This window comes from Nocardia sp. NBC_00511, assembly GCF_045161165.1.
In the GTDB taxonomy this organism is placed as follows: domain Bacteria; phylum Actinomycetota; class Actinomycetes; order Mycobacteriales; family Mycobacteriaceae; genus Nocardia.
In genome coordinates, this window is the sequence record NZ_CP107849.1 from 5,664,224 (window position 1) to 5,677,528 (window position 13,305).

General features: G+C 68.2%; 12 protein-coding genes and 1 tRNA gene. 9 read left to right on the forward strand and 4 right to left on the reverse strand.

Going from position 1 to position 13,305, the window contains the following annotated elements; translation table 11 throughout:
• Positions 1–81 precede the first annotated feature (81 nt).
• On the reverse strand, positions 82–2,091 hold the full coding sequence (locus tag OG300_RS26575) for an ArnT family glycosyltransferase (RefSeq protein ID WP_405485760.1): 2,010 nt from the start codon (positions 2,089–2,091) through the stop codon (positions 82–84).
• 344 nt (positions 2,092–2,435) lie between these two features.
• Positions 2,436–3,365: a hypothetical protein gene (locus OG300_RS26580; protein ID WP_405485761.1), complete on the reverse strand. Its 930-nt coding sequence runs from the start codon at positions 3,363–3,365 to the stop codon at positions 2,436–2,438.
• Positions 3,366–3,528: 163 nt separating this feature from the next.
• Here OG300_RS26580 and OG300_RS26585 point away from each other — a divergent pair, with 163 nt between their 5' ends.
• Both OG300_RS26585 and OG300_RS26590 read left to right on the forward strand, forming a co-directional pair.
• Positions 3,529–4,629, forward strand: a complete 1,101-nt coding sequence (locus OG300_RS26585) for an LLM class flavin-dependent oxidoreductase (RefSeq protein WP_405485762.1) — start codon at positions 3,529–3,531, stop codon at positions 4,627–4,629.
• Positions 4,626–5,945 carry an NtaA/DmoA family FMN-dependent monooxygenase gene (locus tag OG300_RS26590; protein WP_405485763.1) on the forward strand — a complete coding sequence of 440 codons (1,320 nt, stop codon included), beginning with the start codon at positions 4,626–4,628 and terminating at the stop codon, positions 5,943–5,945. Before OG300_RS26585 ends, OG300_RS26590 begins: the two co-directional genes overlap by 4 nt.
• 49 nt (positions 5,946–5,994) lie before the next feature.
• On the opposite strand, the gene OG300_RS26595 is transcribed toward OG300_RS26590, so the two are convergent.
• The gene (locus tag OG300_RS26595) at positions 5,995–6,285 is read right to left on the reverse strand and encodes a hypothetical protein (RefSeq protein WP_405485764.1); all 291 of its coding nucleotides are present in this window, start codon (positions 6,283–6,285) and stop codon (positions 5,995–5,997) included.
• Between the two features lie 461 nt (positions 6,286–6,746).
• Here OG300_RS26595 and OG300_RS26600 point away from each other — a divergent pair, with 461 nt between their 5' ends.
• From OG300_RS26600 to OG300_RS26610, 3 genes are all read left to right on the forward strand, one after another.
• Positions 6,747–7,763 carry a hypothetical protein gene (locus OG300_RS26600; RefSeq protein ID WP_405485765.1) on the forward strand — a complete coding sequence of 339 codons (1,017 nt, stop codon included), beginning with the start codon at positions 6,747–6,749 and terminating at the stop codon, positions 7,761–7,763.
• 111 nt (positions 7,764–7,874) lie between these two features.
• Positions 7,875–8,720, forward strand: coding sequence for a universal stress protein (locus OG300_RS26605; protein WP_405485766.1), 846 nt, complete (start codon positions 7,875–7,877; stop codon positions 8,718–8,720).
• A gap of 61 nt (positions 8,721–8,781) precedes the next feature.
• A tRNA-Leu gene (locus OG300_RS26610) sits at positions 8,782–8,855 on the forward strand.
• A 162-nt stretch (positions 8,856–9,017) separates the two neighbouring features.
• Here the strand turns inward: OG300_RS26610 and OG300_RS26615 are convergent.
• The gene (locus OG300_RS26615; protein ID WP_405485767.1) at positions 9,018–9,614 is read right to left on the reverse strand and encodes a TetR/AcrR family transcriptional regulator; all 597 of its coding nucleotides are present in this window, start codon (positions 9,612–9,614) and stop codon (positions 9,018–9,020) included.
• A 154-nt stretch (positions 9,615–9,768) separates the two neighbouring features.
• Between OG300_RS26615 and OG300_RS26620 the strand changes: the two genes are divergently transcribed.
• The 4 genes from OG300_RS26620 to OG300_RS26635 are packed head-to-tail and all read left to right on the forward strand — an operon-like array spanning position 9,769 to position 13,297.
• Positions 9,769–11,247, forward strand: coding sequence for an MDR family MFS transporter (locus OG300_RS26620; protein ID WP_405485768.1), 1,479 nt, complete (start codon positions 9,769–9,771; stop codon positions 11,245–11,247).
• Positions 11,244–11,594 (forward strand): hypothetical protein, encoded by a 351-nt coding sequence (locus tag OG300_RS26625; protein ID WP_405485769.1) that lies wholly within the window; start codon positions 11,244–11,246, stop codon positions 11,592–11,594. The genes OG300_RS26620 and OG300_RS26625 overlap by 4 nt, the downstream gene beginning before the upstream one ends.
• Before the next feature lie 28 nt (positions 11,595–11,622).
• Entirely contained in the window at positions 11,623–12,522 is a 900-nt protein-coding gene (locus tag OG300_RS26630) for an SAM-dependent methyltransferase (protein ID WP_405485770.1), read from the forward strand.
• A 52-nt stretch (positions 12,523–12,574) separates the two neighbouring features.
• Positions 12,575–13,297 carry a class I SAM-dependent methyltransferase gene (locus tag OG300_RS26635; RefSeq protein WP_405485771.1) on the forward strand — a complete coding sequence of 241 codons (723 nt, stop codon included), beginning with the start codon at positions 12,575–12,577 and terminating at the stop codon, positions 13,295–13,297.
• Positions 13,298–13,305 lie beyond the last annotated feature (8 nt).

Genomic DNA, 13,305 nt, shown 5'->3' on the forward strand with positions numbered 1-13,305 from the left:
CTCCCCCACCCGCATTCGTGACAAATGCCTGGACAGCCACCGTAGCGGCGGCTGTCCAGGCATTGTCGCACCGGGGCGCGGTCAGGAGGTCAGCGTGTAGACCTCGATATTGCCGATCCGGGTGGCCTGGAAGTTGGCCTTCACCCACGCGGTGATCTGCGCGGAGGCGGAGTCGTCGGAACCACCGTGACCGGACTGCTGTCCACCGCCCTGCGGACCCTGCTGGTCGCGCTGACGTTCCCGGATCAGGAAGTACCCGATCTGATGGTCGTTCACGTACTGCTGGAATGTGGCCAGGCTCGGCGAATCGTCGCGGCCGCTGAAGCCGCCGACCGCCATCAGCGCCTTGCCGGTGGACAATTCGAGGCTGCTGACGTCCTGCGCGCCGGACGCGGCCGCGGCCCAGCGGGTATCGCTACCGCTGATCAGCGCCTGCACCTGCGGATCGGAGACACCCCGCATGGCCTGCTGGAACTGCGACGGCGTGTCGTCGTCGCGGTCCGGCGGACCGGCCTGCGGGCTGCCGCCCTCGTGCACCTGGGCGACGGTCTCGAGGGTGTAGACGGTCGGGCCGATCAGCGCGGAAACCAGTGCGAACAGCCCGATTACGACGGCGAACCGCTGCAACGCCGACACCAGCAGCAGTACGGCGGCCGCGATCACGGCCAGTGCCACCAGGGTCCAGCGCAGCCACGGCAGCCAGTCCGGTGTGCGATGCAGCAGCACGAACGCCCAGACGCCGGTGCCGAGCGACATCAGGGCGAGGGTGGCGCGGGCCGCGAGATGCGTACGCACCGCCCACAATTGGGTCGCTCCGATGGCGGCCACCGCGGCCACGGCGGGCGCGAGCTCCATCACGTAGTAGGAGTGGAAGCCGCGGCTCATGGTGCTCAGCACCGCGGCGGTGGACAGCAGCCAGCCGCCCCACAGCAGCAGTCCGGCGCGACCGCGATCGGTGCGCGGACCGCGGCGGGTCAGCCAGAGTCCGGCGATCAACGCGATCAGCGCGGCGGGCATCAGCCAGGAGAATTCGGTGGCCAGCTCGTCGTGGAACAGGCGGGTGAGGCCGGGCTGCGAGCCGAAACCGCCCCAGCCGTGGCCCATCTGGGGCGCCTGCTGGGTGGGATCGGGCACCGCGCTCGGGGTGGGCGTCGGGACCGGGGTGGGCTTGGGTCCGCCGCCGCCCTTGTGATTGCCGAGGATGCGGCCCAGGCCGTTGTAGTCCATGGCCAGGTCCCACAGGCTGTTGTCGGTGGAACCGCCGATGTAGGGCCGCGATCCAGCGGGCCACACCTGAACCAGCGCCACATACCAGCCCGCCGAGACCACCACGGCCAGGCCGGCGGTCGCCAATCGGCTTATGCGCGTGAGCCATCCGCCCGCACCGGCCACCAGCACCACCAGTGCCAGACCGGGCAGCACCAGGAAGGCCTGCATCATCTTGGCCAGGAAGCCGAAACCGATCAGGACGCCCGCACCCGCCAGCCACACCGTGCTGCCCGACCACCAGCGGTCACCGGGCGCATCGACCGAACGGACGGTGCAGTAGGCGGCCGCGACCAGCAACAGCACCATGAGCGCGTCCGGGTTGTTGAAGCGGAACATCATGGCCGCCACCGGAGTCACGGCCAAGGCGACACCGGCGAGCAGCCCGGCGGCGGGCCCGGCCCAGCGCCGCACCGCCGCGATCAGCAGCGCCACCGCGGCCACACCCATCACGGCCTGCGGCGCGAACATGGACCACGAACTGAAGCCGAAGATGCGTCCCGACAGGCCCATCACCCACATGGAGGCGGGTGGCTTGTCGACGGTGATGGAGTTCTGCGGGTCCAGCGAGGCGAACAGCAGGGCCTTCCAGCTCTGGGTGCCCGACTGCACGGCGGCCCCGTAATAGCCGTTGCCCCAGCCCGCTCCGCCGAGTCCCCACAGGTAGACGAAGGCGGTGACGACCAGTAGCGCCAGGGTGCCGGGTCGCTCCCAGCGCGGTCGGCCGGGCGGACCCAGCAGCAGCGCCGACCATCTCGGCGCCTGCTTACCCCCGCTCTCACCCGACTGCACCGCATCGCCCTCGACGCCGGTGATGGTCGTCATGCCACCGCCCTTTCCTGTCGTCCCCAACGAATTCCCACTTCGGACGATGCGGAGCCTAGGGGTCACCATTTGAGCGGAGCTGCCAGGAGGCTGGGAGTTCCCTGTGAGAAAAGGGTTGCGGCCGACTCGAATTCGCAGGCTCTCTGACCAGCGGCGCAATGCCTGACAGTTGAGCAATCGACCGCTCGGTGCCAGTTGAGCCATGCGGAGACTGTCGGCGGCTCAGCACCCCCGGGGTGGTGGCGGTCGGCGGCTCGACTGCCCCACCGCGGGGAGGGGCTCGGCGGTTCAGCGGTCCCACGGTGGTGAAGGTTCGGCGCCTCAACGCCCGACGGTTCGACGGCTCAATGCCCGCCGGTGGCGAGGGTGAAGGCGGCGGTGCGGACGGTGTCGCCGTGCTTGAAGTCCAGGAACAGACGGTAGGTGCCGCGACCGGGGACCGCCGTGTGGAAGGCGACGTCCGGGCCGGGGGCGGTCACGCCGTCGCCGGGCTCGCCGTTCGGGTGCACGTGGACGTAGGCCAGATCGCCTTCGCGCACGATCACCAGGTGGCCGTAGGCGGCCAGGTACGGCTGGAGGTCGGTGACCGGCTCGCCGTCCTTGCGCACGGTGAGAGTCAGCAGGCGTCCTTCGCCGGGCACCAGGTCGCCGTCGAGGGTCACCTCGTAGCCGTCCACCGCGAAGGTCCGCTCGGCTGCCGGGACCGGGCGCGGCAGATACTCGCCCGCGATCGCGAAATCGGCTCCCAGCGTGATGGTTTGCCCCAGCGCGGTCGGCGCGATGTCGGTGAAGGCCCGGTACGCGCCCGCCTCGGGGAGGTTCAGGCGTACCGACCAGGTGCCATCGGCGGCGCGCACGGGGTGTACGTGCCAGAACCCGGTCAGCTCCCGCCGCACCACGATCAGGTGCAGTTCCTTGTCATGGATGGGGTCGAAGTCGTTGACGGCGTTGCCGTCCGGGCCGACGATGCGGAACCGGAACTCGTGTTCGCCTGCGGCGACGATCTTTTCGGCGAGCTCGAGGGTGTAGCCGTCCTGGGTGACCTGCAATCCACCGGGCAGACCGGCCGCGTGCTCAGCATGGGCATCGTGACCGCTATCCACGTGCGTCCCATGAGCAGCGTGCTGGGCGACCTGAGCATGCTCGGCGTGCGCCGCGTGCTCGCCATGCACTGCGTGGTCAGCGTGCGCCGCGTGGTCGGCATGCTGGGCGTGAGCGGTGTGGTCTGTGTGCGCCGCGTGGTTGCCGTGTCCGGTGTGCGCTTCGGTGGTCATTTCGCTTTCCTCTCAACCGCTCTCATATCTTGCAGTTCAGAAGTTAATACCCCCCAGGGGTATACGCAACATCGAGGCCTGTGAACTGGCTCACCGCAATGCTTTCGGATCAGCGTGACGGCAACGCTGGTCGCCGCGCCCGGGTTCGACGATCGTCAAACTTATGGCGAGTGACAGCGCATACCGAACGGGCCTGTTCGCGTTGGGAATCGAACTCGACGGCGAGGGTTTCCACCCCGCCGCGGCGCATCGGGCCGGACGTGAACCCGCAGACCTCCTGAACCCGGCGACGCTGACGGCGCGGGTGCGGGCGGCGGAGAACGCGGGCTTCACCTTCGCGAGCTTCGACGATTCCCTGGCCCCGGATTCCGACGGGCCGCCGGGGCGCTTGGACGCGGTCACCCGGGCCGCCTTCACCGCCGCGACCACCAGCACCATCGGACTGGTCCCGGTGGCGGCGGCGACCTACGCCGAACCGTTCCATCTCTCCTCGCAACTGGCCAGCCTCGACTACGCCTCGCGAGGGCGGGCCGGGTGGCTGGTCACCGATGACCCGGATACCGCGCGAACCTGGGGTGCCACGCCTCGGATCACCGCCGAGGAGATTCGGCGGGAGCGGGTCGACTCCGTGGAAGTCGCGCGGCGACTGTGGGATTCGTGGGAGGACGACGCGGTCGTCCGCGACTACGCCACCGGGCGATTCCTGGATCGCGACAAGCTGCACTACGCCGACTTCATCGGCGAGACCTTCGCGGTGAAGGGGCCGTCGATCGTGCCGCGGCCGCCGCAGGGGCAGGTGGTCGTGTTCGGTTACGGCGCAATCGGATCCGAGCGGCCGGATGTCGCACTCGTGACCGGTGCGTCGGTGGCGGAGGCGGGGGAAGCCGTCCGGCAGGCCCGTGCCGCCGGGATTCCCCGGGTACTGGTCGACCTCGAAATCGCGCTGGACACACCGGATGCGACCGCGATCGAACGCCTGGCCGACCTGGATGCCCTCGCGCCCACGAAATCTACTGGGCGACTCCGCTTCTCGGGCTCCGCCGCAGAGCTGACCGCCCTCCTCACCGAGCTGGCCGCCACGGCCGACGGCGTGCGCGTGCATCCGGCCGTCCTCGACGCGGACCTCCCGATCCTGGCCCGCTACGTCATCCCCGCGCTGCTGCGCACCGGTCTCGCGCACCGCCCGGTCCCCGGTTCCACACTGCGCGCGAATCTCGCCCTCGCCCGTCCCGCCAATCGCTACGCCAAGGAGCTCGCCCGATGACCGAGGTCCGTTTCCCCGACGCCCAGGTGCATTTCGGGGTCTTCTTCCAGGGCGTCAATCACCACACCATCTGGTCGGATCCGAGCAGCGGCTCGCAGATCGACTTCGAGACCTTCCGCCGCGTCGCCACCACCGCCGAGCGCGGCCTGTTCGACGCCTTCTTCCTCGGCGAGGGCCTGCGCCTGCGCGAACAGGACGGCCTGCTGCTGGACACCGATATCGCCGGACGGCCCGACGCCATCACGCAACTGGCCGCGCTGGCGGGCATCACCAGCCGCATCGGGCTGGTCGCCACCCAGAACACCACCTACAACGAGCCCGCCGATCTGGCCCGCCGCCTGGCGAGCCTGGATCTGCTCTCCGGTGGGCGCGCGGGCTGGAACGCGGTGACCACCGACAATGCCTGGACGGGCGAGAACTTCCGGCGTGGCGGCTTCCTCGACCACGCGGACCGCTACGATCGGGCGGCCGAATTCCTTTCGCTGGCAAGGGAAATCTGGGATTCCTGGTCGGAGTCGGGGGCGGTGCGCACCATCGAACGCGACAGCGACCACTTCCGGGTATCTGTCACCCCGACCGTCCCCCGCAGCACGCAGGGTCACCCCGTCGTCTTCCAGGCGGGTGTCTCCCCCGCGGGCCGGGATTTCGCGGCCGCGCACGCCGAGGTGATCTTCTCCCCCTTCGGAACCCATTTCGACGCCGCCCTGGATTTCGCCGACGACATCAGTGCCCGACTGGTCGCCGCGGGCCGTCCAGCCGACGACATCCGCATCCTGCCCGGCACCCAGATCGTGCTGGCCGACAAGGAATCCGAGGTGGAGGACAAGCGCCGCTGGCTGCTCGAACAGCAGATCACCGGCGCGACCGCCCTGTCCCTGGCCGGTCAGGTCTGGGGCCGCGACCTCACCCACCTCGACCCCGAGGGCCCGCTCCCCGCCGAAGACCCTGAGCCCTCGGCGATTTCGGCGACTCGTGGCGCGCAACGCGACGGCCAGGACCGCCTCGCCATCGTCCACCAGTGGCGCGCCCTGGCCGACACCGAGCACCTGTCCCTGCGCCAGGTCGCCATCGCGACCACCGCCCGTTTCGGCTTCGCGGGCACCCCCTCCCAGGTGGCCGACGAGCTCACCCGCTGGGTCCGCCACGGCGCCAGCAACGGCTTCAACATCACCCCGTGGCGAGTCCCCACCGGCCTCGACGACATCGTCGACCGCCTCATCCCCGAACTCCAGACCCGAGGCGCCTACCGCACCGAATACACCGGCACCACCCTCCGCGACCACCTCGGCCTGCGCCCGCCCTTCACTCACCGCTAACCAGCCGCTATACCGCGAAAGCGGTTGGCTGGGCCTCGAAATCGGTCGGCTACGCCTCGAATCGGGCCGGGAGCTCACCGGTGGCGTAGCGGGCATAGGTGTGCTCCGGCCACACCGTGATGATGTCGGCGAGCGCCACCAATTCCGAGGGCACGCAACCGTTGTCGAAGTGCTCGACGCTCGGCACGATCACCGCGTCGAGTTCCAGCCGCGAGATGAGCACCCGCAGCCGATGCACCGGCCGATCCGTCCACGGCCCGAAAGCCACCGTCCGGCGCAGGTCGTAGCCGAGTCGATGCGCCAGCCCGCGTATTCGAGCCTCATCCCACTCGCGCTTCACACCGGATATGTCGCTCCGCAACCATCCGATCGCACGGGGTTCGGTAATCATGGCTATCCCTCAGGGTTTTCGTCACCGGCGACTGTGCCGACTTCAACGTTGGTCCGCGCGCCGCGAATGTTCGATGGCGTGCGATGGGGAAAGTACGGGGCAAATCAGGGTCATGACGGCGCGGCAAATCCCTGGAAGACCTATTCTCGGGGTAGGTCCAGTAGGAGAGGCCGCATGCCGTGACCGGACGGAACGAGCTGCTCGCCGAGGCTCGAGCACGCACGGAATCGCCCGGGGCGCCGGGGCAATCGATGACTCGCCGGGAATTGGCGGATGCCGTCAACGACCACGTCTTCCGAGCCACGGGCAAGCGTGGGGCCGTCGACGAACGACACGTCGGCAAGTGGGAGCGAGGCGAAACGACGTGGCCGAGAAAGCATTACCGAGCCGCCCTGAGAGCGGTGCTGAACGTGGCGACCGACGCCGAATTGGGCTTCAGCACACCGCATCGCGCACCGGATGACGAGAGTGTGAACCGCAAGCAGTTTCTTTCCAGCGCCCTGATGGTCACCACGGGCGTGATACTGGCCAATGCCGCGCCGACGGAGTCCGAACTCGCCGAGGTGATGGCCGGGTCGACCGCGAACTATCGGCGGCTGGAGTCGTCGATGCCGTCGGATCGGCTGGCTCCGGTGGTGGACGCGCACCTGAATCTGGTTGCCGGAGTGGTGCGGGACCGGCTGCGGACCTCGAGTGGTTTCCGCGCCCTGTCGGAGATCGCGGGGCTGTCGGCGTGGCTGGCGGCCGACCGCGGTGACGACGCGGCCGCGCGACGGCGCTACGTCGAGGCCATCCGGCACGCCGAGCGCACGCATCACCCGCTGCTGGTGTCGTACATGACGGCCAGTCTCGGGCACTACGCGGTCGAAATGGGTGATGCCCGAGCGGGTTTGACCCTGTTGCGGACCGCCGCCTCGCAGCTGAGCGCGGACGCGCCGGACAGTGCGGGCGCGTGGATGTCGTCGCTGCTGGCCGTCGCCTACGCGGCCGGGGGTGATCGCGCCAATGCCATGGGCGCACTGCGTCGCGCCGAGCGGCTGGTGGATCGCCAGCGCGGAGAACCGCAGTGGCCGTGGGTATTCGCCTTCGACGCCGCGAAAGCGGCCCGCTATCAGGCCAGTGCGCTGACCCGGCTGGGCGACTACCGGGCCGCGCGCGTCGCCTTCGAGAGCGCCGATTCCGCGCTCACCGCCGAGAAGCCACGCGCGCTGGCCAAGGTCGAGCACGCGCAGGTGCTGGCTCGCTGCGGCGACATCGAGGGCGGGTGCGCGCTGGCCGCGGCGGCGCTGGGGGTCGGCATCACCTATCACAGCGAGCGAATCACGCGGCTGGCCAGAGCATTTCGGGCCGAACTGCCGCCGCGAACGGTCGAGGCGAGGGCGCTCGACGACGCGCTCGCGACCCTGTACGGACGAGACGAATCCTGACCGTGGTCGCCGCGCTGCGGTTGCGTTCAGCGGGTCCCGGCAGGTGAGCGCGTAGGGTCGGAGGCGACTGCTCAGTTATCGGCCGTCGTTCCCGGCAGGAGAGGACACAGCATGTCGAACGGGGATTCCGTCATCGTCGCGGTGGACGAGTCGGCGGGTTCCGCCGTCGCCTGGGCCGCCCACGCCGCGTCGGTGCACCACGCACCCCTGCACCTGCTGCGCATCCTCGAGATCACCCCCGATCAGGGGCTGGGCCTGGGCACCACACTCACCAACGAGGACTACACCCGGCTCGAGGAACACGGTCAGTGGCTGTTGGACACCGCCGCGCAGGAGGCCGCCAAGGCCGCCCCCGATGTCACCGTCACCACCGAACTGGCCACCGGCGCGGTCGTCCCCACACTGCTCGAGCGCACCCGCGCGGCCCGCATCATGGTCGGCGGCGCGCGCGGCGGCGGCACCCTGCGCCGCGCCCTGCTCGGTTCGGTCAGCGCGGTCCTGGCCCGGCGCGCGCACTGCCCGTTCGTGGTGGTCCGCGACGGCGTCACCCTCCCGCCCGATATGGCGACCCGCCCGATCCTGGTGGGCGTCGACGGCACCCGCGTGAGCGAACCCGCCATCCAGGCCGCTCTGGCCGAGGCCTCGGCCCGCAATGTCGCCGTCATCGCCCTGCACGCCGAAGCCCCCTCCGACGACCCGGAAATGGACGCCCTCGACGACTACGTCCTGGGCGAGAGCATGGCCGGCTGGCAGGAGCGCTACCCCAACCTCCGCATCGACCGCGAGACCTCCCACGACCAACCCGACCGCGCCCTGCTCGAATGGTCCGGCTCCGCCCAGCTCCTGGTAGTGGGCACGCGCGGCCGAGGTGGCTTCGCCGCCAAGGTCTTCGGCTCCACCAGCCAATCCCTGCTGCTCTCGGTCGAAACCCCCATCATGATCGCCCCCACCCCCTGACCAACATCACCCTCGAGGCTGATACCAGCACGACCGTACGGCTCGGTAGTCTGACCCAGACGCCCCCGTAGCCCAACTGGCAGAGGCAGTGGACTTAAAATCCACCAAGTGTCGGTTCGAACCCGACCGGGGGCACGACAGCTAGAGCCCCGCCAGCAGCCGCACCCCGTGCAGTGTTTTCGGCTGGAACGCCGAGACCCGCAAGCCGACTGCACTGCGCTGATCTCAAATCATCTGCGGCACATAGCCTTCCGACTCCCCGCCGAGGGAAGCGAACTCGTCCACGGCATGCGCTGACTATCGGCATGCACCCAATGCGGGCAGTACCGCCGCGTCGATATAGCGCACGATGAACTCCTGGTCCGGTTGCCGGTCCTCGATGGTCGCGAAGGTAGTGATCGCACCCATCACCATGTATGTGGTGAATTCGATGGCGGGTGCGTCCGCGACCAGTTCTCCACGGGCGACTGCCCGCGCGACGGCGGCCTGGAAGGCACGCTGGGTGGGTTCGAAAATGAGTTCGCGTAATACTTGGTGTAGCACGGGTTCTCGGCTGGCGGCCTCGTTCATCGCGCGGAAGACGCCTACGTCGCGCTGTTCGCCCGCGCCGCGGGTGGCCAGCGCGACCAGGTCACCGCGCAGGGTTCCGGTGTCGAACTCGTCGCCGGGGATCGGACCGATGTGGCGCAGCGCGCTCGCGACCAGTTCGGTCTTTCCGCCCCATTGGCGGTACAGGGTCATCTTGCTGGTGCGAGCGCGGGCGGCGACCGCGTCGATCGTCAGAGCCTCGTAACCGACGTCCGCGAGTAGTTCCAGCACGGCGTCGTACAACTCCCCGATGCGCTCGGGTGTCATCCGACTGCGCGGCAGAGCGGCGGGCTTCGGTGCGGACATGTACCGGCGGTCCTTTCGTACGAGACGGTTGCGTACTCATCCAAGCACGACCGGCGGAATTCTCGAATGCTTCTTGCCAGGGGGTAGCGGAGGAACTAACTGTACGATATCGTCTCGTACAACAACTACCGCCTCAGACTGAAGCCGAGGAACCATGACGAAGCGCATTCCGTACAAGTGGCTGGTGGCCACCGCTTTCGTGTTCGGGTTGTTCATGGAGCTGCTCGATATGACGGTGCTGAACGCGGCACTGCCGACCCTCGGGCGGGAGTTCGATGCGGATGCCGGAATGTTGCAGTGGCCGGTGACCGGGTATCTGGTGAGCCTGGCGATCTTCATTCCGGCCTCGGGCTGGGTGGCCGATCGGTTCGGTGCCCGCCGTACCTTCGGGTTCGCGCTGGCGGTGTTCACGGTGGCCTCGGTGATCGCGGGTCTGTCGACCTCGCTGGAGATGCTCACCGCGGCGCGATTCCTACAGGGTGTCGGCGGCGGCATGCTCACCCCGGTCGGCACCGCCATGCTGTTTCGGGCGTTCCCCGCCGGTGAACGCGCGAAAGCCTCTGCGGTGCTGGTGGTTCCGGCGGCGGTGGCCCCGGCGCTGGGCCCGGTGCTCGGTGGTTGGCTGGTCGATACCGTGTCGTGGCGGTGGATCTTCTTCCTGAATTTGCCCGTGGGGATCATCGCGCTGGCGTTCGTCGTGTTCGCCCTGCGTGATGACGGTCAGGACGTGCGGCCCGGCCCCTTCGACATCGCTGGATTCGTGCTCGCCGGCAGCGCGTTGACCGGGCTGTTGTTCGGCCTCGACCGTGGACCGACCGCGGGCTGGACTGATCCGGTCACCCTGGTCGCAGTGCTCGGCGGCGCCGCACTCGCCGCAGTGCTCGTCGTGGTGGAACTCCGCAAACAGGCACCGCTGTTGGATCTGCGGCTACTGCGTGATCGCCTGTTCGGGCTCGGCAACCTCATTACGTTGGCCTCGGTCGGGGCCATGATGGGGCTGCTGTTCATGACGCCGTTGCTGCTGCAACAGGAACTCGGGTTGACCGCCACACAGTCGGGTCTGATCACCGCGTGTCAGGCGGTCGGCATGGTGTTGGCGATGCCGCTGGCGAGCAAGCTCTACACCGTCGTCGGGCCCCGGATCATGCTCGTGACCGGACTGCTGGTGTCCGCGCTGGCGAATTTGGGTTTCCTTGCGGTGCAAGCCGATACCTCGCTGTGGTACATCCGCGGCATCATGCTCGTCTCTGGTGCGGCCATGGGTTTGGTGATGGTTCCGATGCAGGCGGTCACTTTCGCCACGATCACCAGCGAGGCGACCGCACGGGCCTCGTCGGTTTTCAGCACTACCCGCCAGATCGCTTCAGCGGTCGGAGTCGCCGTGCTTGCGAGCCTGCTCAGTATCCGGTTGAGCACCCGCCTCGGCGCACTGAGCGATACCGCCGATGCGGCAGCCCGGCACACCGCAGCCCTCTCCGCGTACCACGACGCGTTCCTGGTCACCGCCGCGATGGCCTTGTTGGGCATCGTGTTCGCCATCTTCGTGCGCAAGGTTCCGGCCAACGCACCCGAGCCCGATCCCGACCCGACCGCCTCGGCAGCCGCGGTCATCGACGCCGGTGCGGTCCGATGAATCCCGGCCGGCCGGCCACCCGCGCCGATTCCAGGCTGCGGCGGCGAGTCCGGGCATTGCGCACGCACCGCGGAATCGACCTGACGATCAAGACACTCGTCTTGCTCGCGGGCACGGTGATGGTGACGGTGGGGTCCTTGATCGCGCCCCCGGTGGCGCTACTGGGGCTGGGGCTACTGGCCTCGGAATTCGCGGTGGTGCACCGGTCGGTGGCCAGATTCCGGGTGCAACTGCAGCCGCTGCGGAAATGGTTTGCCCGCCAACCCAAGTGGCTGCGAACGGCGCTACCGCTGGTGACCGTTCTTTCCATGCTGTTCGTCGTCTCGATGGTCGTGAAAGCCCTCTGATCCGCACACCCAACCGAAGGAGCAAACAATGACAACCAATGGCGCACACACCGATATCGCCAACACCGTCGGGCTCACCGCCCTCGGCTCGGCAGCCTTCCGGGCAGTGGAATCCACCACTGAGGATGCCCTGATCAGCGACGAGTTCGCGGGAAAGTTCGTCTACGCCTCCGGTGTGGAACATCTGATCGCCATCATCGAGAACCCCACCGCGAAAGCGCACTGGCCTGCGTTCTCGAGCATGGCCGGAGTACGAACCAAGAGCTATGACGACTTCTTCCTCAACGCCGTCGCCGCGGGAACACGTCAGGCGGTGATCCTCGCCTCCGGCCTCGACGCGCGGCCGTATCGACTGGACTGGCCCGCGGATATGGCGGTCTACGAGATCGACCTCACCGAGGTCTTCGCCTTCAAGAAGCAGGTCTACGCCGACACCGGTGCGGTGCCCAAGACGCAATGGACCGACGTCGCAACCGATCTGACCGGGGACTGGACCACCGATCTGATCGCCGCCGGGTTCGACCCGACAATCCCGACCGCGTGGTCGGCCGAGGGCCTGGTGCCGTACCTGCCGACCGACGCCCAGTACCGACTGTTCGAGAAGATCGATGAACTTTCCACTGCCGGAAGTCATTTCGCGGTCGGCGTCACCTCACCGAGCGTCGATATGCAGAAATTCCTCGCGGCCAGCCAGGAGCACACCAAGGACATCACCGGGGAACGGGAGGGTCCCAGTATGGCCGAGATGATTTTCCTGGAGAACGAGCAGATCGATGCGGTCGGCTGGCTCAACGGGCACGGCTGGACCGCCACCGCGATCGACGCCGCCGACCTGATGAACCGCTACGGACGCGAACTCGCCATGTCCGAGCAGGATGTCCAATCGTTCCGGGATCTGCTCTGCGTGACCGCTGCAAAACGCGCCTGAACCGCCAATCCTCCTGCCACATTCCATCTTTCGATACCTCGAGGAGATCATCATGACGCACCCGATCGGCAATCAGAGTGGTCCGACAATGGGCGGGCTGGACTGGGAGGCGGTGTATCGCGGCGACTCGCCGATCAACGGCGATCAGCCGCCCCCGTGGAACATCGGCAGGCCGCAGCAGGCGATCATCGACCTGGAAGCGCGCGGCGCGATCTCCGGGTCCGTCCTGGACAGCGCGTGCGGGGTCGGCGCGGCCGCGATCTGGTTGGCCCAACAGGGTTATCGGACAGTCGGCATCGATATCGCGGCATCGGCGATCGCCAAGGCCACGGCGGCTGCCGCCGCACTCGAGGTCTCGGACCTGGCGCGCTTCGAAACCGGCGACCTGTGCGCCCTGACCTGTCACGACGGTGAGTTCGACACCATCATCGACAACGCATCCTTCAATTCCTTTCCCCGCGAGGGGCGTTCGGACTACATCGCGTCGCTGGCACGCGCGGCCGCACCAGGTGCCGGACTGCACATACTCTGCTTCAGCCAGGAAGAATTCGACCGGGAATTCACCGGCCGCATGTTCGACGCCCTCACCGACGCCGAGATCCGCGACACCGTCTCCGAACACTGGATCATCGACTCCCTGGTCGAGTCCTACATCGAAATCGAGAACCGCGGCATCCCACCACACGCGGCGGCCATGATGCAGACCTTCGACACCGGAGACAACGGGCTACTGCGCCTCCCGGGCCGCCTACTGTCCGCACACCTCGACTCCTGAACCTCACA

What these genes read in the sequence shown, in the direction of transcription:
- OG300_RS26630 (WP_405485770.1), top strand. Translation starts at nt 11,623, where the DNA reads ATGACAACCAATGGCGCACACACCGATATCGCCAACACCGTCGGGCTC.
- OG300_RS26575 (WP_405485760.1), bottom strand. Translation starts at nt 2,091, where the DNA reads ATGACGACCATCACCGGCGTCGAGGGCGATGCGGTGCAGTCGGGTGAG.
- OG300_RS26605 (WP_405485766.1), top strand. Translation starts at nt 7,875, where the DNA reads ATGTCGAACGGGGATTCCGTCATCGTCGCGGTGGACGAGTCGGCGGGT.
- OG300_RS26585 (WP_405485762.1), top strand. Translation starts at nt 3,529, where the DNA reads ATGGCGAGTGACAGCGCATACCGAACGGGCCTGTTCGCGTTGGGAATC.
- OG300_RS26590 (WP_405485763.1), top strand. Translation starts at nt 4,626, where the DNA reads ATGACCGAGGTCCGTTTCCCCGACGCCCAGGTGCATTTCGGGGTCTTC.
- OG300_RS26625 (WP_405485769.1), top strand. Translation starts at nt 11,244, where the DNA reads ATGAATCCCGGCCGGCCGGCCACCCGCGCCGATTCCAGGCTGCGGCGG.
- OG300_RS26635 (WP_405485771.1), top strand. Translation starts at nt 12,575, where the DNA reads ATGACGCACCCGATCGGCAATCAGAGTGGTCCGACAATGGGCGGGCTG.
- OG300_RS26615 (WP_405485767.1), bottom strand. Translation starts at nt 9,614, where the DNA reads ATGTCCGCACCGAAGCCCGCCGCTCTGCCGCGCAGTCGGATGACACCC.
- OG300_RS26580 (WP_405485761.1), bottom strand. Translation starts at nt 3,365, where the DNA reads ATGACCACCGAAGCGCACACCGGACACGGCAACCACGCGGCGCACACA.
- OG300_RS26620 (WP_405485768.1), top strand. Translation starts at nt 9,769, where the DNA reads ATGACGAAGCGCATTCCGTACAAGTGGCTGGTGGCCACCGCTTTCGTG.